The organism is Curtobacterium sp. MCLR17_040, from assembly GCF_003234735.1.
In the GTDB taxonomy this organism is placed as follows: Bacteria; Actinomycetota; Actinomycetes; order Actinomycetales; family Microbacteriaceae; genus Curtobacterium; species Curtobacterium flaccumfaciens.
Genome location: NZ_QKTE01000020.1, coordinates 23,151 through 48,141, shown reverse-complemented (window position 1 = coordinate 48,141; position 24,991 = coordinate 23,151). Strand labels below are relative to the sequence as shown.

Below are 24,991 nucleotides of genomic sequence, written 5' to 3'. Positions count from 1 at the left end.
CGCTTGTCCCCGGAACGCAAGGCCCCAGCGCCGAACACGAGCGGTCCGGCACCCGTCGCTACCATCAGCGGGTGCCGGACCGCTCTCCTTCTCCCACCCTCGACCTGCAGCTCAGCTGGCGAGGTGCCTACGGACGCCTCCGGGTGTTCGCGGATCGTCTCGAAGCCGAGACCGACTACCAGCGCGAGACCCGCACCGTGGTGCCGATGGACGCGGTGCAGGGGTGGCGCCTCGGACCGTGCGACGAGGACGCCGTCTGCGTGGAGTTCCTCGCCGGGCAGGACACCTACCGGGTGCTGCTCGACACCCCGGACGAGCAGCTCGCTGCGCTGGCGATCCGGAAGGTGCTCGGCCCGCCGCTGGAGTCCTGAGGGCGCGGGCGCCGGGCCCCGGGTGCCCGGGTGCCCGGGTGCCCGGGTGCCCGGGTGCCCGGCTCAGTCGTCGGTGTCGACGCGGTCGGTGACGACGTCACCGGAGCCGGCGTCGATGCGCACGCTGTGCTTGGTGCCGGACGAGTCGAGCACGTCGCCCTCCCAGACGACCGTGCCGACGTGGTCGTCGAGGCCGAGCTCGGTCACGGTCCCCGCGTGCAGGTCCTGGAAGGCGTCGACGGCCTGCTTGACGCTCAGGTCGGCGGCGGCGACGAAGCGCTCGTGCTCGGCCTTGTCGTCCGCGTCGGCGGCCTCGGTCTGCGGGGTGCCGGCGACCGAGGTGCCGTCGGCGTTCGTGTGCACCTCGTGCTCGGTGCCGTCCTTCGTCACGACGAGGACCTCGTAGGCAGAGGCGCCCTGCTCCTGCTCGACCGACATGACGGTGCCCGAGCCGACCTCACCGCGTGCGGTCGCGACGGCGGCGAGCAGGGCCTTGTTCGAGCCGGAGGACGCCGAGCCGGACGATGACGCGCCGGTGCCGGTGCCGGTTGAGTCCGTCGCCGACGAACCGACCGAGCCGGAGCCGGCCGAGCCGGTGTCGTCGTCGGAGTCGTCGTTGGCGCACCCGGTGAGTGCGAGCGCCGCGACGATCGGCAGGGCGGCGAACGCGGCGATGCGGCGGGCGGAGGGCTTCTGGTGCTGGGTACGGGAGTTCATGTGGACGAGCATCGCGTCGGGGTGCTGAAGCAGCCCTGAAGCCGCCTGTTCAGCCGCCGAGTGCGATGCGGACGACGAACCGTGCGCCACCGAGCGGGGACGCGACCACGGTCGTGTCGCCGCCGTGCGCCCGCACGGCATCGCGGACGATGGCGAGGCCGAGCCCCGCACCGCCGGCGTCCCGGCTGCGGGCCTCGTCGAGACGGACGAACCGCTCGAAGACGCGCTCGCGCTCGTCCTCGGGGACGCCGGTGCCGTCGTCGTCGACCGTGAGCACCGCGGACCCGTCGTGCTCGGAGAGCGAGACGGCGACGCGTGTGCTCGCGTGCCGGACGGCGTTGTCGACGAGGTTCCGGACCACCCCCGCCAGCACGCGCTCGTCGCCGAGGACCCGCGCTGCCGAGATCGCCGAGCCGTCCACCCGCACCACCGGGGCGTCGCCGTGCCGCTCGGGCGCGACACCGTCCGTCGACCGTGCCCGCGCGCGGGCCACCGCGTCGAGCGCGAGGTCGTCGAGGTCGACGGGGCGCCGCGTGCGGATCCCGCCCTCGTCGAGGCGGGAGAGCTCGAGCAGTCCGGTGACCAGGTCCTGCAGGCGCACCGCCTCGGACCGGACGACGTCGGCGAGGTCAGCCACCTCGGTCCGCTCCGGGTGCGCGACCGCGACCTCGGCGTGCTGCCGGATCGACGCGATCGGTGAGCGGAGTTCGTGGGAGGCGTCGGACACGAAGCGCCGCTGGCTCTCGGCGGACCGTTCGAGGCGGTCGAGCATGGCGTTCATGGTGCTCGCGAGCCGTGCGACCTCGTCGCCGGTGTCCGGCACCTGGACCCGGGCGTCCGGACGGGCCGCCCGGATCGTCTCGACCTCGGTGCGCATCCGTTCCACCGGCCGCAGCGAGCGCCCGGTGACGGCCCAGGTCACCGCGACCAGCAGGAGCACCAGCACGGGCACCCCCACGGCGAGGAGCACGACGGCGGTGCGGACCGCGGTGTCGGCCTGGTCGAGCGTGGCGCCGTAGACGAGCGTCGCCTCACCGCCGCCGGGCAGGTCCACGTCGTCCGCCACGAGCAGCCAGCGTTCGCCGTCGTGCGTCCACCGGGACTCGTCGGCGGTCGGGAGGGCGTCCCCGTCGGCGTCCTCGCCGTGTGCGAGCACCGCCCCGCCGTCGCCGATCACCTGCACCAGGACGTCCTCGTAGCCGGTCACCGCGGCCGCACCGTCCGCCTCGACCCGGGAGGACACCTGCTCGAGACCGGCCTCGGCCGAGGTCCGCACGCCGTCGAGCAGCACGAGCCGCAGCACGACGACGAAGGCGACGGCACCGATCACCAGCGCAGCGAGGACGACGAGCCCGGCGCCGAGGGTGGTGCGGGCCCGGACCGACCGGGCGCGCCGTGGCCGGACCGGTGCGACTCCGCTCGCACCGGGCTTCGGCCGCTCAGCCACCGTCCGCCGCCAAGCGGTACCCGGCGCCACGGACCGTCTCGATCGCGGTACGCCCGAACGGTCGGTCGAGCTTCCGGCGGAGGTGTCCGACGTACACCTCGACGATGTTCGGGTCGCCCTCGAAGTCGACGTCCCAGACGTTCTCGATGACGTCGCGCTTCGACCGGACCTGTCCCGGGTGCCGTGCGAGGTACTCGAGCACGGCGAACTCGCGGCTGGTCAGCTCGACGGTGGTCTCACCGCGGGCCACGGTGCGCGCCGCAGGGTCGACCACCAGGTCGCCGAGCGTCAGCACGGTCGGCCGCTCACGGGCACCGCGTCGGACGAGCGCCCGCAACCGTGCGACGAGCACCGGGTGCGAGAACGGCTTGGTGACGTAGTCGTCGGCCCCCGCGTCGAGCGCCTCGACCTGGTCCCACTCACCGTCCTTGGCCGTCAGCATGAGCACGGGGGTCCAGTCGCCGTCGGCGCGGAGCTGCGCGCACACGGCCCAGCCGCTCAGGCCGGGCATCATCAGGTCGAGCACGATCGCGTCGTAGCGGAACTCACGCGCGTGCCACAGACCGTCCACGCCGTCGTTCGCGACGTCGACCGCCCATCCCTCGGCCTCGAGGCCGCGGCGCACGCCGTCGGCGAGCCGGACCTCGTCGTCGACCACCAGCACACGCATGGGGTCGATCCTGCCGTGCCCCGCTGAAGCAGGGCTGAAGCGGCCCGCCAGCGCGGCTCGCGACGGTGCCCGGGCGGACGGGAGGCCCGTGGCGGCGCCGCCACGGGCCTCCCGTCCGGCGGTGGTCCGGACCAGGGCCGCGCCGACCCGGCGGGCTCAGACCAGCAGCAGGATCCCGGCGATCACGGACGCGACGGCGATGGCGAGCGCGATGAGCAGGAGCACGAGGTGCACCGTGTAGAACGTCGTCGGCTTGCCGGCGGCGTCGCGGGCACGGGAATCCTTCGCGACACGCTGGAAGAAGCGCGGCCAGGTGACGACGTTGAAGACGGCGCCGATGAACAGGACGACTGCGGCGAAGACGAGCACGGGACGATCCTAGTGAACGTCGGCGACGACGATGCCGGGCGGGTGGTGCTCGGCCGCCCCCAACGCGGCCGAGTCCCGACCCGGCAGGCCACAGGATCTGTAGCACTTGCTACAGACTGTACACGGCCTGTCCGGCAGCGTCGAGGGACTACGCCGTCTCGAGCGCGGCCTCGGCGTCGGCGAGGGCGGCACGCTCGGCGTCGGTCAGGGACGCCCGTGCACCCCGGACGCCGTCGTTGATCTCGACGATGCGGCGGCTGAGCCGGGTCGCGGGGTCGTCGGTCGGCGGGTAGGCGTTGTCCACGCCGATCCGTTCGTGCAGCGGTGCCAGGCGGCGGAGCGCATCGTCCACACGGCGGGCACGGCGGCGGCGGGAGATCCGGTGCCCGACGACGAGCAGGAGCATGCCGGACGCCACGCACAGCACGGCCCCCGGCGTGGTGATGTCGTAGGGCAGCGAGAGCGCGTGCGTGACGTCCAGGTCGCCGGCGACGTGGGCGACGTCCATCACGACCACCACGACCATGCGGACGACCCCGAGCACCCCGCCGAGGACCAGGACCCACAGCCCCACCAGGTCGGTGGTCGTCCGGGCCTCGCGCAGCCGGAGCACGCATATGAACCCCGTGGCGCCGAGGGCCACGCCGAGGTACACGGTCTGCGCGATCGAGTAGACGGTGGCAGCCGGGTGCGAGCCGGCGTCGAGCATGAAGGTCGTCGTGGTCGCGGGCTTGTCGAGCACGGTGAACGCGACGACGACCACCACGACGACCGCGGCGAAGGACATCACGACCGCGTTCCGGAGCCAGGGCCGCGCCGCGCCGACCGCCTTCGCCACGCCCCACAGCAGCGTGCTCGTGCCGGCCACCATGAGGCAGTCGCTGATGACGGTCACGACGTTGAACCCACCGAGCAGCGGGTCGAGCCACCGGTACAGCGGGTCGACGTTCGTCACGATGGTGGCGGCGAAGAGCAGGAACGTGAACGCCAGGGTGCGGTCCTGCCCGCGTTGCAGGACCAACAGCACGATCGTCCCGACGATGAGCAGCACCGCCTGGACGACGGCGATGATCACCCGAAGACCCCGCGGAAGGCGCTCGGGCGGCCGCGGTGCTGGCGGATCACGGTGGCCAGGCGGTCGGCGAAGACCTCGGCCTCGTGCTCGTAGGTGTTCGAGAACATCCCCCGGGCCAGCGCACGCTCGACCTTGTACTCGGGCAGGTCGGGGATGACGTCACGGATGTAGGCGCTCTGCGGGGCGTGCTCCTGGTGCCGGTGCAGGACGTGTCCGAGCTCGTGCCCGATCACGAACGAGCGGAACGTCGGCGAGGTCGTCGGCGAGATCATCACCAGGTGCGCGTGCTCGAGGGTGGCCACGAAGCCACACACCGGTTCGGCGGCCAGGAACGACTCCTCGCGCACCACGATCGGCTTGCCGACGACGTCAGCGGCGGCGGCGACGGCCTGGTCGACGTCCGACCACCCCTCGGCGGCACCACGAGCCCAGAACGCCTCGACGAGGGCGTCGGTCATGCGACGCTCCCCCGCTGTGATTCCTCCTCGAGCACCTCGGCGATGCGCCGCAGCGCGTCGGGTGAGAGTTCACCGGGGAAGGTCCGGGCCGCGAAGCCGCTCACGCGGGCGGACCGCAGGGACCGGACGAGGGCGAGCTGGGCACCGATCCGTTCCGGTACCTCGCTGTCCTCGAGCAGGAAGCGTTCGTCGACCTCGAAGTACCCGGCCAGCAGGCGCAGGAGCTCGGTGTCGCGGTTGCGGCGGCCGTCGCCGGAGAGCATGTAGGTCCACTTCGCCCGCGACAGCGACCCGCCGTGCGCCGCGACGTACTCCTCGATCGAGGAGAACGGCACCGGAGCGCCACGCTGCGACTCCTCGAAGTCGAGGAGCAGGTTGAGGCGGCGCGCGAGCTCGGCGGCGTCGAGCGCCCCGCCCTTCAGATCACCCGTGTTCATCTCGGACTCCTCCCCAGCCGTGTCCGCGCGACCTGTGGGTCCGGCGCGTGGACGCCATGCTAGCGCGGGTGCCCGGCACGCGCGCCGCTACCCTCGTGGGCATGCCCCGCCGCTTCCCCGCCACCGTCGCGGCACCGGTCGAGCACGAGATCGTGATCACGAAGTCGCGGTTCATCACGACCGTCGCGCCGGTGTCCGGGGTCGAGGACGCCGACCGCGTCATCGCCGAGGTCCGCCGGCGGTACTGGGACGCCCGGCACAACTGCACGGCGATGGTCACCGGCGTGCTCGGCGACCAGGCCCGTTCCTCGGACGACGGGGAGCCCTCCGGCACCGCGGGCGTCCCGATGCTCGAGGTCCTGCGACGCCGCGGGCTGACCGACGTCGTCGCGGTCGTCACGCGGTACTTCGGCGGGGTGAAGCTCGGTGCCGGCGGACTGGTCCGGGCCTACTCGACCTCGGTGTCCGAGGCGCTCGACACGGCGGTCCTCGTCCGTCGCGAGGCCCTGACGCAGGTGCGCTTCGACGTCGACCACGCCGACGCCGGGCGGCTCGACAACGTGCTGCGCGACTGGGTCCGGCACCACCACGCGACGCTCGGCCCGACCGAGTACGGGCAGGCGGCGACCTTCGAGGTGTGGGTCCCCCACGAGGCGCTCGGCGCCCTGACCGCCGACCTCGCCGCCGCGTCGGCCGGTTCGCTCGCACCCGTCATCGGCGAGGAGCGGATCGTCGACGTCCGCGCCGGCTGACGTCCGCGCCGGCTGACGTCCCCGCGGACGCAATTCGCGGTTCCTGCACACCTCGGGCGTGTCTCCGCGTCGGCGTGGAAACCTGCCGGGAACGCACGAACGCCCCGACTCGATGAGCCGGGGCGTTCGTCCTGCGGTGCACCCCCTCGGACTTGAACCGAGAACCCACTGATTAAGAGTCAGTTGCTCTGCCAATTGAGCTAGAGGTGCATGTTCCGGCTTCCGTGCCGCAACGGGAATCAACAATAGCATGGGTTTTGCGCGCCCACGACCACTCGCGGGCGCACGACGCGAACAGGAGCACCATGACCGACCGTCTCGTCCCCGGCGACACCGCCCCCGACTTCACGCTGCCCGACCAGGACGGCGTCGAGCACTCCCTCGCTGCCCTCCGCGGCAAGAAGGTCATCGTGTACTTCTACCCGGCGGCGTCCACCCCGGGCTGCACCACCGAGGCCTGCGACTTCCGCGACAACATGTCCTCGCTGCAGGCCGCCGGCTACGAGGTCCTCGGCGTCTCGAAGGACGAGCAGGCGAAGCTCAAGACGTTCCAGCACGAGCAGGCGCTGACCTTCCCGCTGCTGAGCGACCCCGACCTCGCCGTGCACAAGGCCTACGCGGCCTGGGGCGAGAAGAACAACTACGGCAAGATCGTCACCGGCACGATCCGGTCCACGATCGTGGTCGACGAGGACGGCACCGTCCAGCTGCCGCTCTACAACGTCAAGGCCACCGGGCACGTGGCGAGCCTGCGGAAGAAGCTCGGCCTGGTCTGAGGGCCGGCCACGCACTGGAGGCCCGGTGCCGGTTCCGAGAACCGGCACCGGGCCTCCAGTGCGTGGCGGACCAGACCGTCTACTCGGCCGGACGCGCGAGCGCGGCCGTCACCGACCGCGACAGCACCAGCGTGATGCCGAGCAGGGCCGGGACGAGCAGCACCCAGCCGACCGCGGCGACGCGGAAGACGCCCTGGAACGCCCCGATCGCGATGGCGCCCTGCAGGACCTGCCAGACGATGATGCCGGAGCGCACCCACGCCCGGCCCTGCCACAGGCCGTTCAGCAGCGCGCCGAGCCAGAGCGCAGCGATGGCGACGAGGACCGTGAGGGCGATGCCGGAGGCGATGCTCGTGGCCGGGGCGACGACCAGTTCGACGACCAGGACGACGGTCACGACCACCAGCGCGAGGAACTCGAGGCCGACCACGGCGAGCAGCCCCAGCATCGCCGGCGACCGGCGCGCGACGGGTGCGGAGGGTTCGGTGTCGTTCGGGGTGTCGTCGTGCACAGTGATCCTCCAGCATCGGAACCCTTGATTTGGCCCTACCAGTATGGAACGATATTGGAGGTCGTTTGGACGGCACGATGTGGTGTGCGTCTCCCGTGGTTCATCGCTCCTCCCCCGAGCGTCTCGCGGGCGTCAGACACGCTTCCTGCGGACTCCTCCCCACAGTTGTCCCCTCCATGCCGCATGCATGGTCAGCGGTCCGATCCCCCGAACCACGGCCCCGGCCTGCCGTTCGAGCATCGACATCAAGGAGCACCACACATGGACTGGCGTGACAAGGCTGCCTGCCTCACCGCAGACCCCGAGCTCTTCTTCCCCGTCGGGAACACCGGGCCCGCCGTCGACCAGATCGAGAAGGCCAAGTCGGTCTGTGCGCGTTGCACGGTCACCGAGATGTGCCTGCAGTACGCACTCGAGAACAACCAGGACTCGGGTGTCTGGGGTGGTCTCAGCGAGGACGAGCGTCGTGCGCTGAAGCGTCGCGCCGCCCGCGCTCGCCGCGCGTCCTGACCCCGGTCGTCTGACACCACGACGCCCGTCGTCCCTTCGGGGGCGGCGGGCGTCGTCGTGCGTGCGGGCGGCGGTCCTGCAAGACACCGGTGTTCACGCGTCGAACACCGGAACGCGGGTGTTCGACCGGTGAACACCGGTGTTTTGCGATCTCGAACCGCCGGGCGGCGTCAGGCGGCGGGGGCGGTCAGCCAGCGGAACGGGATGGTGATCGTCACCTCGGTGCCGCTGCCCGTCAGGGTGTGCCAGTCGATGGTGCCGCCGAGCTCGCCCTGGATGAGCGTACGGACGATCTGCGTGCCGAGGCCCGAGCCGACCTTGCCCTCGGGGAGCCCCACGCCGTTGTCGCGGACCTCGATCTCCAGGTGGTCGTCGAAGCGGCGGGCGACGATCTCGACCTCGCCGTCGCGGCCGTCCAGCCCGTGCTCGACGGCGTTCGTCACGAGCTCGGTGAGGCCGAGGGCGAGCGGCGTCGCGGCCTCGGAGGGCAGCACCCCGAACTCGCCGGTCTTCTTCGGGTGCACGGTGGTGTTGTGCGACGCGGCGACCTCGGTGACGAGCTTGAGCACCGAGTCGAACACCTCGTCGAAGTCCACGGTCTGGCTGAGCCCGCTCGACAGGGTGTCGTGCACGACGGCGATGGCGGCGACGCGGCGCATGGCGTTCTGCAGCGAGGTCCGCGCCTCGTCCGAGTGCGTGCGACGCGCCTGGATCCGCAGCAGGGACGCCACGGTCTGCAGGTTGTTCTTCACGCGGTGGTGGATCTCGCGGATCGTGGCGTCCTTGGTGATGAGCTCGCGCTCCTGGTGCCGCAGCTCGGACACGTCGCGGCAGAGCACGATGGCACCGATGCGCTCACCGTGGTCGCGGAGCGGGATCGAGCGGAGCGACACCGTGACGCCCTTCGACTCGATGTCCGCCCGCCACGGTGCACGGCCGGTGACGACGAGCGGCAGGGACTCGTCGACGTCGAGCTGGGCGCCGATGAGCTCGGTGGTGACCTCGGCGAGGGACTTCCGCTCGAGCTCGCCCTCGAAGCCCATCCGGTTGAACGCGCTCAGGCCGTTCGGGCTCGCGAACGTGACGATGCCGGCGGTGTCGAGACGCAGCAGGCCGTCGCTGGCACGGGGCGCACCACGACGGGGGCCCGCCGGTGCACCGAGGTCGGGGAAGTCACCGGTGGCGATCATGCCGAACAGGTCGTTCGCGCTCGCGGTGAAGTTGAGTTCCTGACGGCTCGGGGTCCGCATCTCGTCCTGGTTGGAGTGCCGGGTGACGACGGCGATCGGTCGCTCGGTGGTCTCGGCGCTCTTCGCGCTCAGGCGGCGGAGCACCGGGATCGCGCGGACACGGGTCGGGGTGTCCTCGTACCAGTCCGGTTCGGCGGAGTCGACGACCCGGGACCCGGCGAAGCTCTCGGTCACCTGGCCGCGCCACTCCTCGCGGATCTCCTGGCCGACGATGTCCCGGTAGAACAGCGTCGCCGCGGAGCTCGGCCGGGCGTGGGCGACGGCCACGAACGAGCCGTCCTCGGCGGTCGGGACCCAGAGCACCATGTCGGCGAAGGACAGGTCGGCGAGGAGCTGCCAGTCCCCCACGAGCAGGTGGAGCCACTCCACGTCTGCTTCCGAGGAACGGCCTTGCGCGAGGACGAGGTCACTGAGGGTCGACACCCAGCCAGTCTAGGTCCGTCGCCTTGTGGAGAACGTCGCCCTCTCCACAGGGTAGACCGGTGTGTATTTCGTATGTCGCACGCCCCATACGCTCGCTCCAACGACGGAAGGGGCAGGGGTGGCAGAGCAGGCACGCCGCATCGATCACGAGACGACGACGGCGCACCCGCCGCCGCTGCGGATCGTCGAACCGGCACCGGAGCCCGCCGTGGCGACCGCTCCCCCGGACCCGGCGACGACCGCACGGGCGCTCGGGCTCTGCGTCGCGGAGGTGCTCACCGGCGCGCGGGAGGTCGACAGCATCGCCCGCTGGATCAGCGACGACGTGCAGCGCCACCTGCAGCAGCGCGCCGCGGTGGCAGCGCACGCCCGGGGCTCCGGTCGGCGGGCACGCGGACGCCCGGTGCTCCGGGTCGGCAGCGTGCTCGTCTGCCGCCCCGCGGCGGGCGTCGCCGAGGCGACGGTGATCGTGCACACGCGCAGTCACGCTCGAGCGGTCGCCATGCGGCTCGAAGAGCGACACGGACGGTGGCAGGCGACCGCGATCGGGGTCCTGTAGCCGGGGTGCGGACGGACGGGAGGCCCGGTGCCAGCTGGCACCGGGCCTCCCGTCCGTCGGCGGTCACGCTCGGTGAGCAGGAATGGTCGGGTCCCGACGTGGGACCCGACCATTCCTGCTCACGATTCGCTCGCGCGCGGACGCTAGTTCTTCTTGGCCGCCTGGCGACGCTCGGCACGGTTGCTCGCCGCGGCCTGACCGGAGGCGGTGGCCGCGTTGCCGAACGCGGAGCCCTGCTCGGGCTCGGCGGCCGCTTCGGCCTCGGCCTGGGCGCGCTGCGCACGAGCGGTCGCGGCCTGCTCGAGGCGACCCTTCTCGTCGCGGACCTCGACCTCGCCGTCGATCGACGGTGCCGAGTACTCGAGGCCGGAGACCTCGTCCTCGCCGAGACCCTTGGCCTCGATCACCGCGTTCTCGCCGTCGGACTGCACCTGGACCTCGAGGTTGAAGAGGTAGCCCACGGACTCCTCGCGGATCTGCCCCATCATCGTCTGGAACAGGGCGTAGCCCTCGCGCTGGTACTCGACCAGCGGGTCGCGCTGCGCCATCGCGCGGAGGCCGATGCCGTCCTTGAGGTAGTCCATCTCGTACAGGTGGTCGCGCCAGCGGCGGTCGATCACCGAGAGCACCACGCGACGCTCGAGCTCACGCATCGCCTCGTCGCCGAGGAGCTCCTCGCGCTGCTGGTAGGCCAGCTTGGCGTCGGAGAGGATCTCGCGGGCCAGGAAGTCACGCGATGCCTTGCCCTTCGAGCCGGCCTCGGTGATGACCTCGTCGATGGAGATCGAGATCGGGTAGAGCGTGCCGAGCTCGGTCCACATGGCGTCGAGGTCCCAGTCGTCCGGGGAGCCTTCGCCGGTGTGGCTGTCGATCACGTCGTCGATGACCGCCTTGAGGAACGACTGCGCGCGGTCGTGCAGGTCGTCGCCCTCGAGGATGTGGCGGCGGTCGCTGTAGATCGCCTCGCGCTGGCGGTTCAGGACGTCGTCGTACTTCAGGACGTTCTTGCGGATCTCGGCGTTGCGGCCCTCGACCTGCGCCTGGGCGGACCGGATCGCACGGCCGACGAGCTTGTTCTCGATCGCCAGGTCGTCCGGCACGTTCGAGCGGCCCATCAGGCTCTCGGCGGCACCGGAGTTGAACAGGCGCATCAGGTCGTCGGTCAGCGACAGGTAGAAGCGGCTCTCGCCCGGGTCACCCTGGCGGCCGGAACGACCACGCAGCTGGTTGTCGATGCGGCGTGACTCGTGGCGCTCGGTGCCGAGCACGTACAGGCCGCCGACGGCGCGGACCTTGTCGCCCTCTTCCTCGACCTCGGCCTTGACGCGGGCGAACACGTCGTCCCACTCGGCCTCGTACTCGTCGGGGGTCTCGGTCGGCGACAGGCCCTTGGCGTGCATCTCCTGCACGGCGAGGAACTCCGCGTTGCCACCGAGCATGATGTCGGTACCACGACCGGCCATGTTCGTCGCGACGGTCACGGCGCCGAAGCGACCGGCCTGGGCGACGATCGCGGCTTCACGTGCGTGGTTCTTCGCGTTGAGGACCTCGTGCTTGACGCCCTGCTTGGCGAGGAGCTTCGACAGGTACTCGGACTTCTCGACGCTCGTGGTGCCGACGAGGACGGGCTGGCCCTTCTCGTGGCGCTCCGCGATGTCCTCGGCGACCTGCTCGAACTTCGCCTTCTCGTTCTTGTAGACGAGGTCGGTCTGGTCGATGCGCTGCATCGGCTTGTTCGTCGGGATGGGGACGACGCCGAGCTTGTAGGTCGACATGAACTCGGCCGCCTCGGTCTCGGCGGTACCGGTCATGCCGGAGAGCTTCTGGTAGAGGCGGAAGTAGTTCTGCAGCGTGACGGTGGCGAGGGTCTGGTTCTCGGCCTTGACCTCGACACCTTCCTTCGCCTCGATCGCCTGGTGGATGCCCTCGTTGTAGCGGCGGCCCATCAGGATGCGGCCGGTGTGCTCGTCGACGATGAGCACCTCGCCGTTCATCACGACGTAGTCCTTGTCCTTCTTGAACAGGGCGACGGCCTTGATGGAGTTGTTCAGGAACGAGATGAGCGGGGTGTTCGCCGACTCGTACAGGTTCTCGATGCCGAGGTAGTCCTCGACCTTTTCGATGCCGGGCTCGAGGACACCGACGGTGCGCTTCTTCTCGTCGACCTCGTAGTCCTCGCCCGGGGTGAGGCGCTTGGCGATCGAGGCGAACTCGGTGAACCAGCGGTTGGCCTCGCCCGAGGACGGACCGGAGATGATGAGCGGCGTGCGGGCCTCGTCGATGAGGATCGAGTCGACCTCGTCCACCACGGCGAAGAAGTGGCCGCGCTGCACCATGTCAGACGCCTGCCACGCCATGTTGTCGCGCAGGTAGTCGAAGCCGAACTCATTGTTCGTGCCGTAGGTGATGTCGGCGGCGTACTGCTCGCGGCGCTCGGCCGGGGTCTGGTTCGCGATGATGCAGCCGGTGGTCATGCCCAGCGCGCGGAAGACGCGGCCCATGATCTCGGACTGGTACGACGCCAGGTAGTCGTTGACCGTGATGACGTGCACGCCGCGCGACGGGATCGCGTTGAGGTACGCGGCGGTCGTCGCGACGAGGGTCTTGCCCTCACCGGTCTTCATCTCGGCGATGTTGCCGAGGTGCAGTGCCGCGCCGCCCATGAGCTGCACGTCGAAGTGCCGCATGCCCAGGGTCCGCTTCGCGGCTTCACGCACGGCGGCGAACGCCTCGGGCAGGAGGTCGTCGAGGGTCTCGCCGTTGGCGTACCGCTCGCGCAGCTCCTTGGTCTCGTCGTGGAGTTCCTCGTCGGTGAGGCTCGAGAAGTCGTCCTCGAGGTCGTTGATGGCCGAGGCGTACGCCTTCAGCCGGCGGAGGGTTCGTCCTTCGCCGATGCGGAGGACCTTCTCCAGCACGTTTGCCACGTGAACTCCTTACGAGGTCGTCGCGCGCGACCTGCACGCCCGATCGACCAGTCATGCTAGCAACCCGCGAACCCACGGCGCTGTGAGCGGCGCGGCTGCCCGCGGACACGGGTGTGCGCGGCCCGCGAACGGACCGCGCACACGGTGCGGGACCGGAGGCCCCGAGTCGGATCAGGCGATCGCGGCTGCGCGCTCCGCGTCGGTGTCGACCGCGGCCGGCGCCTGGCCTGCGGGCACCTCGTCGATGCCGATCACGCCGTAGTCCCAGCCCTTGCGTCGGTAGACGACACTCGGACGGCGGGTCTCGGCGTCGAGGAACAGGTAGAAGTCGTGCCCGACGAGCTCCATGTAGTACAGGGCGTCGTCGACCGTCATCGGGGCGGCCTCGAAGACCTTGTGCCGGATGACGACCGGGCTGTAGACCTCGTTCTCGTCCTCGGCGGCCTCTTGGTCGACGACCGGGACGGCACCGGTCGCGACGTCCTCGATGAGCTTGCCGTCGGCCGGGACGACGCCCATGCCGTCGAACCCGCTGCCGGCGGCCTCGGCGACCGAGGTGGGGCGGTGCCGGCCGTGGTGCACCTTGCGGCGGTCACGCGCCCGACGGAGGCGTTCCATGATCCGCGCGAAGGCGAGGTCGAAGGCGGCGTACTTGTCCGACGCCGCGGACTCGGCCCGTACGAGCGGCCCCGGTCCGATCAGCGTGAGCTCCACGCGGTCCTCGCCCTGGCTGCCGCTCGACTTCTCGTGGTGGCGGCTGATGCGCACCTCGAAGGCGAGGGCGCGGTCGGCGAGCACGTCGATCTTCTCGGACTTCTGTTCGACGTAGGTGCGGAAACGGTCGGTGACCCCGACGTTCCGGCCCGTGATCGTCACGTCCATGTGGCGGCTCCCATCCAGTGTCGGCGCGTCGCCTCCGTCCGGCGACCCGAACGCCTTGTCGCGAGGCTAGACCCGGCGCACCCTCGGCGTCACGGGGAGGCGGCGAGTCCGTCGGACACTCACCGGACACACAGCGGCCACCGGGTGTTCACCGAGCATCAGTCGTCGACGCTCGCCACGGCGACGCAGCGCACCACCCGACCGCCCGCCGCCCGCACCGCTCGGACGCCCTCGGCCATCGTGACGCCCGTCGTCACGACGTCGTCGACGAGCACGACGTCGCGGCCGTCGACACCGGTCGCCCGCAGGCTCCCGACGGTCGCGGCGACGCGTTCCACCGCCGACCGCTCCTTCTGCCCCGGTCCGGATCGCCGTCGTCCGGCAGGGGTCCGGCCGAGGCGCCCCGTGTGCCGGACACCACCACGGGCGAGCAGCAGCACCACCGGGTCGAACCCACGGCGTCGGGCACCCGCGCGGGACGGCGGCACCCGGAGCACCACGGTGCCGTCCGGGGCCGCGGCGAGCGCCGCGCGGACGAGGACACCGAAGCGGACGCCGAGCGGACGGGCGACGTCGACCCGGCCCCGGAGCTTGAGTTCGAGCACCAGGGTGCGGACCAGCCCCTCGTACTCGAAGGCCGCGTCGAGCCGGACGCCGGCGACCAGCCGGACCCGCCGGGGCCGTGCGTCGAGCGCCGCGCGGCACGGTGGGCAGAGCGCGCGGTCCGGGCGGCCGCAGCCCAGGCAGGCGACCGGCAGGACGAGCCCGAGCACGGCGAGCAGGGCGTCACGCCACGGGGTGGGGGCGTCGTCAGGGGGCATGCCCCCGACTGTGGTGGTGACCGGACGACGGCGGTGGGCCGGCGTGCCGGACGGTGGACGGGCCTCCAGGCAGGGCGGGGTGTGGAGGACGGTGGCGTCAGCGCTGGACGCCGAGCACGTCGGCGGTGACGCCCGTCGAGTCCCAGCCGCCCCCGGTGGACTGCAGGACGTCGCCGCTCGACATCCGCAGCAGCAGCGCGCCGCCGCTGCCGCCGCTGATCGCGGTGGCGCGCCCGTCGGGCTTCGGCAGGGTGCTCGACTTGCCGCCGATGGTGGTGCGGACGATGTTCGGACCGGTCGGCGTCTGCCCGACCGAGGCGACGTCGGTGTCGTTCACCCACGTGGCGTCGACCGCGGTGCCGCTGGCGGCCTGCACCCGGACCGGGGCGCCGAACGAGGTCGGTGACCGGTCGGACCCGCGGATGATCGCCATCACGTACAGGCCGGGGCCGTCCGCGGTCTCGATGAGTGCGAGGGCCCTGGTGGAGTCGCGGGACACCTGGAACGACACGAGGTCGCCGCGCGGCAACGTGGTGCGCACCTGGTGGGGGTCGCCGCCGAGGCCGTACGCGGTGATGTGACGGGTGTCGGACTGCTGCCCCACCCAGACGAAGCCGAGGTCGTCGACGGCGGGGGCGACGAGGTCCTCGCGGGCGTCGACGCGCAGGCGGTCCTTGCCGCGCACGACGACGACGCCGTCCCGGTTGCCGACGGCGGCGGTGGTGCCGGACGCCGACAGGGCGATCGAGGTCGGGTCGAGGCCGGCGATCGCGGCCCCGACGCCGCTGCCGAGCTCGGCGACCTTGCCTGTGCCCGAGGCGGCGTAGCCGACGACGCCGTCCTCGTCGACCAGGGGGCGGGGGTCGACGTCGGGGTTCTGCTGGGCGTCCGCTCCCCCGGAGTCCGGCACCGACAGCGTCGCGCCCTCGATCGTCATCGACACCGACGAGATGGTGGCGACCGAGGCGAGGGACTTGCTGAGCTGTTCGCGCATCCGGACCTTGTCGACCGTGCTCGCACGCAGGGCGTCGCTCGACAGGTCGACCAGGGCGGTGCCGCTGTCGATCGTCACCGCGTTGAGGGACAGCTGGGTGCCCTCCGGGAACGACGAGACGACGGCGCCCTTCAGCCAGTCGGCGGGGCCGGCGAGCAGGGCGCTGGCGATGCGGGTGCTGGTGGAGGACCGAGCGAGGAACCAGCGCTGGTCGGGCACCAGGAAGCGGTAGGTCGGGTCGTAGAAGTACAGGGCGTGCGACTGGAACACCGACTCGAAGCTGACCGGCGACAGGATGATGCCGTCCGGGGCGTAGGCGATGCGCCACTCGCCGTCCTCGCGGACGAACTGGAACGTCAGCGTCGACGAGGTCGGGCGGACCGCCTGGGTGTACTCCCCGTCGGAGTCGACCGTGGCGCTGGCCGTCATCGTGTAGGTGAGCTCGCGGTCGTCGGCGCGCTCGACGGTGCCGCTGCCGTCCCGGATCGTGACGCCCTGCCGCGGGTTCCACCGCTGGGCGAAGTCGGCGGCCAGGAACTGCCGGGCGATCGCGTAGTTGTCCTGGGCACCGGTGGCGGCGGCGATGAACCCGCGGAGGATCGCCGTCTGGTCGGACCCGGTGATCGGCTTGTCCGGCCGGAAGTCGACGCCCGAGAGCGACTCGTCCTTGATCGTCTGCCCGGTGCGCACGGCACCGTCGGTCGGGATGGCCGCACAGGCGGTGACCGCGAGCAGGCTGACCGCGGCGAGCGCGACGGCGAGGACGTGGCGGATCCGGTGGCGCATCAGGACTCCTCTCGCACGGCGCGGGGGCCGTCGTACGACTCGTCGAGCTCGGGCAGCGGGATGGCCGAGGTGGCGGTGGTGCCCTGCTCGTTGCGGGGCAGGGTGAGCACGAACGTCGATCCCGCGCCCGGTCGGGACCACACGTCGATGCGCCCGCCGTGGAGCTTCGCGTCGCCGAGGCTGATCGCGAGGCCGAGGCCGGTGCCGCCGATGGTGCGCTTGCGGCTCGGGTCGGCCCGCCAGAAGCGGTCGAACACCCGTGCGGCGTCCTCCGGCGGCATGCCGACGCCCTGGTCGCGGACGGCGATGGCGACGGTGCGGGCGTCGCTGTCGACGACGACCTGCACGGGCTTCGCGTCGCCGTGCTCGATGGCGTTGCCGACGAGGTTGCGCAGGATCCGTCGGACCCGCTTGGCGTCGAGCCGCATCGTGGTGTGGCCGCCGGGGGTCGCGAGCTGCAGGTCGATGCCGGCGCGCTCGGCCAGCGGGCGGAACTCCTCGACGATGTCCGCGGCGAGGGAGGCCGGCACGACGGGTGCGGTGTCGAGCTGCACCGCCTGGGCGTCGTACCGGGAGATCTCGAGCAGGTCGGCGAGGAGCATCTCGAAGCGCTCCACCTGCGCGTGCAGGAGCTCGGCGGACCGGCCGACCGACGGTTCGAACGCGTGCCGGGAGTCGTAGAGCATGTCGCCGGCGAGCCGGATCGTGGTGAGCGGGGTACGGAGCTCGTGCGACACGTCGGAGACGAACCGCTGCTGCACGCGGGAGAGCTCGGCGAGCTGGGTGATCTGGCGGCTGACCGCCTCGGCCATCCCGTTGAAGCTCCGTGCCAGGGTCGCCAGGTCGTCCTGGCCGCGCACCGGGATGCGCTCGTCGAGGCGCCCCGCGGCGATCTTCCGGCTCGTCTCGGCGGCACCGCGGATCGGCACGACGACGAGCCGGACGACGAGCGAGGTGACCAGGGCGATGAGCACCATGAGCGCCACTCCGCCGATCGAGAGGGTCTGGGAGACGAAGTCCAGGGTCTGCTGCGCGTCGGAGAGGTCGTAGACCAGGTAGAGCTCGTACTGGCCGGCGCTCGGGATCTGCAGCGTGGAGCCGACGGCGAGGCCCGGCACCCGGCGCCCGTCGTCGTCGAGCTCCACGGGCTGCAGGCTGAGCCGACCGGTGTTCTGCGCGACCTCCTTGCGCAGGGCATCGGTGATCACCGCGTCCGGGAAGTCCTGGCTGGCGATGGTCTGCAGCGTCTGCGGCGTGGACTGGTCCGGGCTCCGCTCGATGGCGATGCTCGTGCCGCCCGGACTCGTCGTGTTCGACAGGATCGCCTGCTGCGCCTCGTTCTGCAGGGTCTCGAGCTCGGACTGGTTGTTGTCCTCGGCCGCCGTCGCCGCGTCGAAGATCCCCTGGGCGACGATGGTGGCCCGTGCGGACTCGGACTCGATCTGGTCACGTCGCTGCGAGTAGACGTTCGTCGAGATGCTCACCATGACCGCGGTGCCGATGATCCCCACCGCGAGCCCGGTCGTCATCACGGTGATGGCGACCGAGCGGAACATGAGCGAGCGCCGCCACAGGTAGGCGATCGGACGCCAGGCGCGTCGGAGCCAGCGCCGCATCCGGCGACGGCTGCGGTCGACGACGCCGATCGAGACGGTGGTGCTGCCGGCCCCGCCGGCACCGCCGGACCCACCGGCGCCGGTGGCCCGGCCGGCGCCGCCGACCCGGCCGGAGCGTGCCGAGCCCGGCGGGCGCGTCGAGGGCGGCACGGTGCTCAGGCTCCTCCGGCGCGGTACCCGACGCCGCGGACCGTGGTGACGGTCTTCGGGTTGTCCGGGTCGTGCTCGATCTTCGCGCGGAGCCGCTGCACGTGCACGTTGACCAGACGGGTGTCCGCCTTGTAGTGGTAGCCCCAGACCTGCTCGAGCAGCATCTCGCGGGTGAACACCTGGTTCGGCTTCTCGGCGAGCGCCCGGAGCAGGTCGAACTCGAGCGGCGTGAGCGCGATCACGGTGTCACCGCGGCGCACCTCGTGCCCGGCGACGTCGACCGTGACGTCGCCGACGTGCAGCACGGTGGCGTCGGACGCGCTCGGCCGCAGGCGGGTCCGGATGCGCGCGACGAGTTCCTTCGGGTTGAAGGGCTTCACGACGTAGTCGTCGGCACCGTTCTCGAGCCCGAGGACGACGTCGGCGGTGTCGCTCTTCGCCGTGAGCATGATGATCGGCGTGCCGCTCTCGGCACGGATGCGCTTGCACACCTCGATGCCGTCGATGCCGGGCAGCATGACGTCGAGCAGGACGAGGTCCGGCTTGGTGGCGTGGAACGCGTCGACGGCGTCGTTGCCGTCGGCGCTGAACTCGGGTTCGTACCCCTCGGAGCGGAGCACGATGCCGATCATCTCGGAGAGGGCCTGGTCGTCGTCGACGACGAGGATGCGCGGTGTCATGTGATCTGGACTCCGGGTGGCGTGCGGGTGCCGTGGTCGGCACGTGTCCCCACACGATAGCCGAGGCCCCGCCGCGCCGGGTTTTCCGCCAGGATGGGGGTGGACCGTGCATCGCTGGCTCGGTCCGACACGACGAGGGGGCTGGAGTCATGTCCGATTGGCACACACCGGGCGGTGGGCAGCAGGGTGCGCCGACGCCGCCGGCGTCCGGACCGGCGCAGGGACCAGGACCCCAGCCTGGAGGCCCGCCCCGCTTCTCCGTGCCGCCGCAGCCCGCCCCGGGGCCGGGTCCGGGGCGACCGGGCGGTCCGTCCGGTGGCTCGCGTCCGGTGATCCCGCTGCGCCCGCTCGGTCTCGGGGACATCCTGGCCGGGGCGTTCACGGTCTTCCGCCGGAACGCCCGCGTGCTGCTGCTCTGGAGCGTGCTGCTGAGCGGTGTGCTCGGCCTGCTCTCGACGCTGTCCAGCACCTTCGGGCAGCAGGCGCTGCAGTCGCGGATGTTCTCGGCCCTCGACGGCGGCAGCGGTGCCGACTCGGTGGTCGCTGGCACGCTGACGCTCACGGCACTGCTCTCGGTCGTGCTGCCGTTCCTCGCCTACCTCGGTCGCGGGTTCCTGGTGGCGCCGGTCGCCGCGGACACCGGGCAGCGGGTCCTCGGCCGTCGCGCCACGTTCCGGGGGCTGTGGGCGCTGCTCGCCGGCCGCCGGTGGTCCGTCGTCGCGTGGATGCTCGTGCAGATCGGGGCCGGTGCGGTCCTCGCGATCCTGGCCGGACTCGTGTTCTTCGGGGTGTTCGCGGCCATGGGCGCCGCCGACTCCGGCACCGGGTGGTTCGTGCTGGCGCTGGTGCTGTTCGTGCTCGGCATCGGTGTCGTCGTCGTGTGGCTCGCCACGCGCTTCGTGCTCACCGTCCCGACCATCGCGCTCGAGGGCCGGCCGGTCTTCGCCGCAGCCGCCCAGTCGTGGCGCCTGACCCGCGGGGCCTTCTGGCGGACCTTCGGCATCCTGCTGCTCGTGCAGCTGATGTTCGGGTTCGCGGCGTCCATCGCGTCGATCCCGCTCACCATCGGAGCCGTGCTCGTCGGGGGCACGTTCGACCCGCTCGGGCAGACGGGTGGCACGTCAGGAGCCGGCACCGGTGCCGTCATCGCCATCGTCGTCGGGAGCCTGCTCGCGATCGCGGTGCAGTGCGTCACCGACGTGCTGAGCGCCTCGATCACCACGTTCCTCGCCATCGACCGGCGGATCCGCACCGAGGCGCTCGACCAGCGGATCGCATCGCACCTGGACTCCGGGCAGCCGACCGACCCGTTCGCACCGTCCGAGCCCGTCGCACGCCCGCCGTGGCCGCCGCAGCAGCAGTGGGGTGGCCAGCAGTGGCAGGCGCAGCAGCAGCAGCCGTGGCCGGGGCAGCAGCAGTGGCAGCCGGCCCAGCAGCAGCCGTGGCAGCTCGGTCAGCAGCAGCAACCCTGGCAGCCCGGTCAGCAGCAGCCGCAGCAGCAGCCGTGGCAGCAGGGTCCGGGCCAGGCGCCGCCGAACGGCTCCGCGTGACGGCGGTCGACCCGGACGAAGCGCGTCGCCTGCTCGAGCGCGAACTCGAACGGTCCGCCTACGACGGTGCCCGGCCGACGTGGTGGGACCGTGCCTCGCGCTCCTTCCTCGACTGGCTCGGGTCGCTCCGCGCCGACGGCATCGACTCCCCCGCGGCGGCCCGCACCGCGCTGGTGATCGCGATCGTGGTGCTCGTCGCGGTCGTCGTGCTCGTCGTCGTCGCCCGCGGACTCCCCCGCCGGCGCGCGCGGGCCGGTGACGGTGACACCGGCGGGGTGTTCGACGCCGACGACCTGCGCTCCGCCCGGGAACTCCTCGAAGCGGCCCAGGCCGCCGTCCGTCGCGCCGACTGGTCGGCAGCGGTGCTCGACGGGTTCCGCGCGATCGCCAGGGGCCTCGGCGAGCGCGACCTGGTGCCCGACGTGCCCGGAGCCACCGCGCGGACGATCGCCGCACGGGGCGCCGTGCCGTTCCCCGCGTCGGCCGGTGCACTCGACGCGGCAGCGACCGCCTTCGACGCGGTCCGGTACCTCGGTGCCGAGGCCGACGAAGCCGCGGCCCTGCGCGTGCTCGACACCGAGCGGACCGTCCGGCAGGCCCGGCCCGCCCGGGCCGAGGGACCGGTGGTGCCGGCATGACGACCGACACCGCCACGCGGACGAGCGCCGGACCGACTCCTGCTCGGGCTCCGGCTCCGGCTCCGGCAGAGGGACGCCGGTTCCGCATCGGGTTCTGGGTCGCGATCGTCCTGGTCGGCGTCCTGCTCGCCGCGCTGACCGCCGTCGTCCAGGGCACCGACCCGGACGCACCGCGCGCACTCGACCCGACCTCGACGACGGCCAGTGGTTCGGCCGCGCTGGTCCGGGTGCTCGAACAGCGGGGCACCGCGGTCTCCGTCACCGACACCGTCGACGGCGTCGGCGGGATCGACGGCGGCACGGTGTTCATCGACGACGCCGACGGGGCGCTCGACCCCGCCGTCGCGGAACGCATCGCCCGCACGGCCCGGCACGTCGTGGTCGTCGGGACGAGCGGCGCCGGCCTCGACGCGCTGCTCGGGTTCCCGGTCGACCCGCCCGCCCAGATCGACGGTGACGCCACCGTCTCGACGGCCTCGTGCGGGATCCTGGCGGCGGCCTCGGCGGCGCGGGTGACGACCGCCGGCTCCGGGTACACCGTGCAGGACGCGACCGCCGAACGGTGTGCGCCGACCGGCGAGGGCGGCTCCCGGGTCTGGGGCCTCGTGCGCAGCACGACCCAGGGCGGCGACGTCACACTGCTCGGCACGACCTCGGCGTTCCGGAACGACACGATCGCCACCGCCGGGAACGCCGCACTCGCCCTCGGGCTGCTCGGCGCCGACGAGCGACTCGTCTGGTACACCCCGGCCGTCGGCACCCCCGACGCCGCACCGACCCTCGGCGAGCTCGCCCCGCCGTGGGTCCCGAGCGCCCTCGCACTGCTCGCCCTCGTCGCCGTGGCGGCCGGCGTCTGGCGGGGCCGACGGCTCGGCCCGCTCGTCGTCGAGCGGTTGCCCGTCGTCGTCCGTGCCGCGGAGACCACCGAGGGGCGTGCCCGGATGTACGCCCGCACCCGTGACCGCACCCACGCCCTCGACACCCTGCGCGTCGCCGCCGTCCGCCGCATCGGCCGGATGCTCGGACTTCCCCGATCGGCACACGTCGACGAGGTCGTCCGGACCGCGGCCCAGGCCACCGGCATCCCGCACACCCGTGTCGGCGCCGTGCTCGTCGGTGGGACCACCGACGACGACCGTGCGCTCGTCGACGGAACCGCCGCGCTCGACGACCTCGAACGCGCCGTCCGCCGGGCGACCTCCGGTGACCGACCGACCTCCGACCCCGACCGACCAGGAGCACGACCGTGACCGACCTGCCCCCTGCCACCACCGAGCACACCGCACCGGAGCACGACCCCACGACCGCGGCCGGCTCCGACCTGCGCGACGCGTTCGGCCGGGTCCGCACCGAGGTCGCCAAGGCCGTCGTCGGCCAGGAGGGCGCGGTCTCCGGCATGATCGTCGGACTCCTCGCACAGGGGCACGTGTTGCTCGAGGGCGTCCCCGGTGTCGCGAAGACCCTGCTCGTCCGCAGCCTCGCCGCCGCGATGACGCTCGACACGAAGCGCATCCAGTTCACACCGGACCTGATGCCCGGCGACGTCACCGGGTCGCTCGTCTACGACGCATCGACCGGCACGTTCCCGTTCCGCGAGGGCCCCGTCTTCACGAACGTCCTGCTCGCCGACGAGGTCAACCGCACGCCGCCGAAGACCCAGTCGGCCCTGCTCGAGGCGATGGAGGAACGCCAGGTGAGCGTCGACGGTGACGCCCGGGCGCTGCCGGATCCCTTCTTCGTCGCCGCGACGATGAACCCGATCGAGTTCGAGGGTACGTACACGCTGCCCGAGGCGCAGCTCGACCGGTTCCTGATGAAGCTGACGCTCGACATCCCGCCGCGCGACGTCGAGTGGCAGGTGCTCCGGCGCCACGCGGACGGGTTCGTCCCGCGCGACGTCCGGTCGGCCGGCATCACCCCGGTGGTCGGCGTCGACGAGGTCGTCCGTGCGCAACGTGCCGTCCGCGGCGTCGGGGCCCGCGACGACGTGCTCGCGTACATCGTCGACCTCGCCCGGGCCACCCGGCAGGCACCGTCCGTCCGCGTCGGGGTGAGCCCCCGCGGAGCGACGGCACTGCTCGCGGCCGCCAAGGCCTGGGCCTGGCTCACCGGCTACGACGCGATCACCCCGGACCACGTGCAGGCCATGGCCCTGCCGGTCTGGCGGCACCGCCTGCGGGTCGCCGCCGACGCCGAGCTCGAGGGCGTCGGCGCCGACGGCGTGCTCCAGCAGGTGCTCGAGCAGGTGCGGGTGCCGATCTAGTGGCGGTCTCCGGCCGGTTCGTCGCGCTCCTCGCCGTCGCCCTCGTGCCCACCGTGCTGCTCGGCAGCGGGTGGGCCGGTCTGGCGTGGGTCGGGGTGGTGCTGCTCGCCGCGGCGCTCGACGTCGTGCTCGCCGCCGACCTGCGACGGGTCCGCGTGGAGCGGCGGATGCCCCGGCTCGCTCGACGCGACAGCACCGCGGACGGCACCCTCGTGCTCGCCAACGACGGCTCCCGGACGGTCCGCGGTGTGGTCCGTGACATGTGGGAGCCGTCGGCCGGCCACCGTCCCCGTCGGATCCGGATGACGGTCCCCGCCGGGGAGCGACGGACGGCCCGGATGCGCTTCACACCGTTCCGTCGTGGTCGACGCCGCACCACCGGGGTCGCCCTGCGGTCCTTCGGTCCCCTGGGCCTCGCCGCACGGCAGCGGGTCGTCGCAGCACCGGGCGAACTCGTCGTGACGCCGCCGTTCCGCTCCCGGCGGCACCTGCCGTCACGGTTGGCACGGCTCCGCGAGCTCGACGGCGAGACCACGCTGCAGCTCCGCGGGCACGGCACCGAGTTCGACTCGCTGCGCGACTACGTGCGCGGCGACGACGTGCGGTCGATCGACTGGCGCGCCACCGCGCGGCGGCAGGACCTCGTCGTCCGCACCTGGCGTCCGGAACGCGACCGACGCGTGGTCGTCGTGGTCGACGCGGGCCGGGCGGGTGCCGGCCGCGTCGCCGACGAACCCCGACTCGACACGTTCATCGAGTCGGCGCTGCTCCTCGGTGCCCTCGCGGCAGCCGCCGGTGACCGCGTCGACCTGGTGGTCCTCGACGACACCGCACACGACCGCGTGCACGGCGCCACCCGCACCGACGTCGTGCAGCGCTTCGGCGAGGCACTCGCGATGGCCGAACCCGGGCTCGCCGCGACCGACTGGGCATCCGTGCCCGCACTCGTCGACTCGATCACGACCTCGCGCGCCATGGTCGTCCTCGCCTCGAGCCTCGACTCCGTCGGCGCCTCGGGCGACCTGCTCGCCGTGCTCCCCCGGCTGTCCCGACGGCACGCGGTCGTCGTGACGAGCATCGAGGACCCGGCCGTCCAGCGGATGACGCGCGGCGGGGTGGACCCGACCACGGCGATCCGCACGGCGCGGGGCGGAAAGGTGCCGGGCCTCCCGACCGGCGCGGAGCGCGACGTCTACCGACGCGCGGCCGCCGAACGCACCCTGCTCGACGCGGACGGTGCGGCCGACGTCGCACGGCGCTCCGGCGCCGAGGTCGTGCGCGGCGCACCGGCGGACGTCCCGCCGCTCGTCGCGGACGCCTACATCCGGGCGAAGGCCACCGGCCGGCTCTGAACCGGGACGG

The 24,991-nt window shown here is 72.4% G+C and carries 25 protein-coding genes and 1 tRNA gene; 10 read left to right on the top strand and 16 right to left on the bottom strand.

Annotation, left to right across the window (positions count from 1 at the left end; genetic code table 11):
- The first annotated feature begins 71 nt into the window (after window positions 1-71).
- Window positions 72-371 carry a hypothetical protein gene (locus DEJ01_RS17945; protein WP_146237762.1) on the top strand — a complete coding sequence of 100 codons (300 nt, stop codon included), beginning with the start codon at window positions 72-74 and terminating at the stop codon, window positions 369-371.
- Window positions 372-434: 63 nt separating this feature from the next.
- Here the strand turns inward: DEJ01_RS17945 and DEJ01_RS18540 are convergent, their stop codons facing one another.
- From DEJ01_RS18540 to DEJ01_RS14925, 7 genes are all read right to left on the bottom strand, one after another.
- The gene (locus DEJ01_RS18540) at window positions 435-1,088 is read right to left on the bottom strand and encodes a PepSY domain-containing protein (protein WP_146247636.1); all 654 of its coding nucleotides are present in this window, start codon (window positions 1,086-1,088) and stop codon (window positions 435-437) included.
- A gap of 49 nt (window positions 1,089-1,137) precedes the next feature.
- Window positions 1,138-2,535, bottom strand: coding sequence for a cell wall metabolism sensor histidine kinase WalK (locus tag DEJ01_RS14950; protein WP_111093453.1), 1,398 nt, complete (start codon window positions 2,533-2,535; stop codon window positions 1,138-1,140).
- Window positions 2,528-3,205: a response regulator transcription factor gene (locus DEJ01_RS14945; RefSeq protein WP_111093452.1), complete on the bottom strand. Its 678-nt coding sequence runs from the start codon at window positions 3,203-3,205 to the stop codon at window positions 2,528-2,530. Before DEJ01_RS14945 ends, DEJ01_RS14950 begins: the two co-directional genes overlap by 8 nt.
- Before the next feature lie 156 nt (window positions 3,206-3,361).
- Window positions 3,362-3,574 carry an SCO4848 family membrane protein gene (locus DEJ01_RS14940; protein WP_027466517.1) on the bottom strand — a complete coding sequence of 71 codons (213 nt, stop codon included), beginning with the start codon at window positions 3,572-3,574 and terminating at the stop codon, window positions 3,362-3,364.
- A 148-nt stretch (window positions 3,575-3,722) separates the two neighbouring features.
- Window positions 3,723-4,649, bottom strand: coding sequence for a hypothetical protein (locus DEJ01_RS14935; protein WP_111093451.1), 927 nt, complete (start codon window positions 4,647-4,649; stop codon window positions 3,723-3,725).
- Window positions 4,646-5,107, bottom strand: a complete 462-nt coding sequence (locus DEJ01_RS14930; protein ID WP_071405780.1) for an ImmA/IrrE family metallo-endopeptidase — start codon at window positions 5,105-5,107, stop codon at window positions 4,646-4,648. The genes DEJ01_RS14935 and DEJ01_RS14930 overlap by 4 nt, the downstream gene beginning before the upstream one ends.
- Window positions 5,104-5,544, bottom strand: a complete 441-nt coding sequence (locus tag DEJ01_RS14925) for a hypothetical protein (RefSeq protein ID WP_111093450.1) — start codon at window positions 5,542-5,544, stop codon at window positions 5,104-5,106. The genes DEJ01_RS14930 and DEJ01_RS14925 overlap by 4 nt, the downstream gene beginning before the upstream one ends.
- Before the next feature lie 101 nt (window positions 5,545-5,645).
- Between DEJ01_RS14925 and DEJ01_RS14920 the strand changes: the two genes are divergently transcribed.
- Window positions 5,646-6,296, top strand: a complete 651-nt coding sequence (locus DEJ01_RS14920; protein WP_276546273.1) for a YigZ family protein — start codon at window positions 5,646-5,648, stop codon at window positions 6,294-6,296.
- 137 nt (window positions 6,297-6,433) lie between these two features.
- On the opposite strand, the gene DEJ01_RS14915 is transcribed toward DEJ01_RS14920, so the two are convergent.
- A tRNA-Lys gene (locus tag DEJ01_RS14915) sits at window positions 6,434-6,506 on the bottom strand.
- Between the two features lie 95 nt (window positions 6,507-6,601).
- Between DEJ01_RS14915 and bcp the strand changes: the two genes are divergently transcribed.
- A complete protein-coding gene (gene bcp, locus DEJ01_RS14910) occupies window positions 6,602-7,072 on the top strand; it encodes a thioredoxin-dependent thiol peroxidase (protein ID WP_027466512.1) in 471 nt (156 codons plus the stop codon).
- 79 nt (window positions 7,073-7,151) lie between these two features.
- On the opposite strand, the gene DEJ01_RS14905 is transcribed toward bcp, so the two are convergent.
- Complete coding sequence (locus DEJ01_RS14905; RefSeq protein ID WP_084741237.1) at window positions 7,152-7,583, bottom strand: hypothetical protein; 432 nt, start codon at window positions 7,581-7,583, stop codon at window positions 7,152-7,154.
- Between the two features lie 261 nt (window positions 7,584-7,844).
- Between DEJ01_RS14905 and DEJ01_RS14900 the strand changes: the two genes are divergently transcribed.
- On the top strand, window positions 7,845-8,093 hold the full coding sequence (locus tag DEJ01_RS14900; protein WP_017888820.1) for a WhiB family transcriptional regulator: 249 nt from the start codon (window positions 7,845-7,847) through the stop codon (window positions 8,091-8,093).
- 170 nt (window positions 8,094-8,263) lie between these two features.
- On the opposite strand, the gene DEJ01_RS14895 is transcribed toward DEJ01_RS14900, so the two are convergent.
- Window positions 8,264-9,766 (bottom strand): sensor histidine kinase, encoded by a 1,503-nt coding sequence (locus DEJ01_RS14895; RefSeq protein ID WP_110865382.1) that lies wholly within the window; start codon window positions 9,764-9,766, stop codon window positions 8,264-8,266.
- Between the two features lie 118 nt (window positions 9,767-9,884).
- Here DEJ01_RS14895 and DEJ01_RS14890 point away from each other — a divergent pair, with 118 nt between their 5' ends.
- Window positions 9,885-10,325 (top strand): Rv3235 family protein, encoded by a 441-nt coding sequence (locus DEJ01_RS14890; protein WP_111093449.1) that lies wholly within the window; start codon window positions 9,885-9,887, stop codon window positions 10,323-10,325.
- Window positions 10,326-10,468: 143 nt separating this feature from the next.
- Here DEJ01_RS14890 and secA read toward each other — a convergent pair whose 3' ends face one another.
- The 6 genes from secA to mtrA all read right to left on the bottom strand — a co-directional run bounded on the left by secA (window position 10,469) and on the right by mtrA (window position 19,178).
- On the bottom strand, window positions 10,469-13,249 hold the full coding sequence (secA, locus tag DEJ01_RS14885; protein ID WP_111024364.1) for a preprotein translocase subunit SecA: 2,781 nt from the start codon (window positions 13,247-13,249) through the stop codon (window positions 10,469-10,471).
- 171 nt (window positions 13,250-13,420) lie between these two features.
- Entirely contained in the window at window positions 13,421-14,131 is a 711-nt protein-coding gene (gene hpf / locus DEJ01_RS14880) for a ribosome hibernation-promoting factor, HPF/YfiA family (RefSeq protein ID WP_071405776.1), read from the bottom strand.
- Between the two features lie 158 nt (window positions 14,132-14,289).
- A complete protein-coding gene (locus DEJ01_RS14875) occupies window positions 14,290-14,952 on the bottom strand; it encodes a ComF family protein (RefSeq protein WP_111093448.1) in 663 nt (220 codons plus the stop codon).
- Between the two features lie 97 nt (window positions 14,953-15,049).
- Entirely contained in the window at window positions 15,050-16,732 is a 1,683-nt protein-coding gene (locus DEJ01_RS14870; protein WP_111047600.1) for a GerMN domain-containing protein, read from the bottom strand.
- Window positions 16,732-18,498: an MtrAB system histidine kinase MtrB gene (gene mtrB, locus DEJ01_RS14865; protein WP_253183753.1), complete on the bottom strand. Its 1,767-nt coding sequence runs from the start codon at window positions 18,496-18,498 to the stop codon at window positions 16,732-16,734. Before mtrB ends, DEJ01_RS14870 begins: the two co-directional genes overlap by 1 nt.
- A 5-nt stretch (window positions 18,499-18,503) precedes the next feature.
- On the bottom strand, window positions 18,504-19,178 hold the full coding sequence (mtrA, locus tag DEJ01_RS14860) for an MtrAB system response regulator MtrA (protein WP_017888813.1): 675 nt from the start codon (window positions 19,176-19,178) through the stop codon (window positions 18,504-18,506).
- Window positions 19,179-19,507: 329 nt separating this feature from the next.
- Here mtrA and DEJ01_RS14855 point away from each other — a divergent pair, with 329 nt between their 5' ends.
- The 5 genes from DEJ01_RS14855 to DEJ01_RS14835 are packed head-to-tail and all read left to right on the top strand — an operon-like array spanning window position 19,508 to window position 24,981.
- Window positions 19,508-20,728, top strand: coding sequence for a glycerophosphoryl diester phosphodiesterase membrane domain-containing protein (locus DEJ01_RS14855; RefSeq protein ID WP_111093447.1), 1,221 nt, complete (start codon window positions 19,508-19,510; stop codon window positions 20,726-20,728).
- Complete coding sequence (locus DEJ01_RS14850) at window positions 20,683-21,366, top strand: DUF4129 domain-containing protein (RefSeq protein WP_111233796.1); 684 nt, start codon at window positions 20,683-20,685, stop codon at window positions 21,364-21,366. Before DEJ01_RS14855 ends, DEJ01_RS14850 begins: the two co-directional genes overlap by 46 nt.
- Complete coding sequence (locus tag DEJ01_RS14845) at window positions 21,363-22,616, top strand: DUF4350 domain-containing protein (RefSeq protein ID WP_111093445.1); 1,254 nt, start codon at window positions 21,363-21,365, stop codon at window positions 22,614-22,616. Before DEJ01_RS14850 ends, DEJ01_RS14845 begins: the two co-directional genes overlap by 4 nt.
- A gap of 5 nt (window positions 22,617-22,621) precedes the next feature.
- On the top strand, window positions 22,622-23,629 hold the full coding sequence (locus DEJ01_RS14840; protein WP_372440167.1) for an AAA family ATPase: 1,008 nt from the start codon (window positions 22,622-22,624) through the stop codon (window positions 23,627-23,629).
- A complete protein-coding gene (locus DEJ01_RS14835) occupies window positions 23,629-24,981 on the top strand; it encodes a DUF58 domain-containing protein (protein ID WP_111093444.1) in 1,353 nt (450 codons plus the stop codon). Before DEJ01_RS14840 ends, DEJ01_RS14835 begins: the two co-directional genes overlap by 1 nt.
- Window positions 24,982-24,991: the final 10 nt, after the last annotated feature.

Coding starts and splice junctions, on each gene's coding strand:
- DEJ01_RS18540 (WP_146247636.1), bottom strand. CDS start 1,088: ATGAACTCCCGTACCCAGCACCAGAAGCCCTCCGCCCGCCGCATCGCC.
- DEJ01_RS14945 (WP_111093452.1), bottom strand. CDS start 3,205: ATGCGTGTGCTGGTGGTCGACGACGAGGTCCGGCTCGCCGACGGCGTG.
- DEJ01_RS14930 (WP_071405780.1), bottom strand. CDS start 5,107: ATGACCGACGCCCTCGTCGAGGCGTTCTGGGCTCGTGGTGCCGCCGAG.
- DEJ01_RS14925 (WP_111093450.1), bottom strand. CDS start 5,544: ATGAACACGGGTGATCTGAAGGGCGGGGCGCTCGACGCCGCCGAGCTC.
- DEJ01_RS14920 (WP_276546273.1), top strand. CDS start 5,646: ATGCCCCGCCGCTTCCCCGCCACCGTCGCGGCACCGGTCGAGCACGAG.
- bcp (WP_027466512.1), top strand. CDS start 6,602: ATGACCGACCGTCTCGTCCCCGGCGACACCGCCCCCGACTTCACGCTG.
- DEJ01_RS14900 (WP_017888820.1), top strand. CDS start 7,845: ATGGACTGGCGTGACAAGGCTGCCTGCCTCACCGCAGACCCCGAGCTC.
- hpf (WP_071405776.1), bottom strand. CDS start 14,131: ATGGACGTGACGATCACGGGCCGGAACGTCGGGGTCACCGACCGTTTC.
- DEJ01_RS14875 (WP_111093448.1), bottom strand. CDS start 14,952: ATGCCCCCTGACGACGCCCCCACCCCGTGGCGTGACGCCCTGCTCGCC.
- DEJ01_RS14870 (WP_111047600.1), bottom strand. CDS start 16,732: ATGCGCCACCGGATCCGCCACGTCCTCGCCGTCGCGCTCGCCGCGGTC.
- mtrA (WP_017888813.1), bottom strand. CDS start 19,178: ATGACACCGCGCATCCTCGTCGTCGACGACGACCAGGCCCTCTCCGAG.
- DEJ01_RS14845 (WP_111093445.1), top strand. CDS start 21,363: ATGACGACCGACACCGCCACGCGGACGAGCGCCGGACCGACTCCTGCT.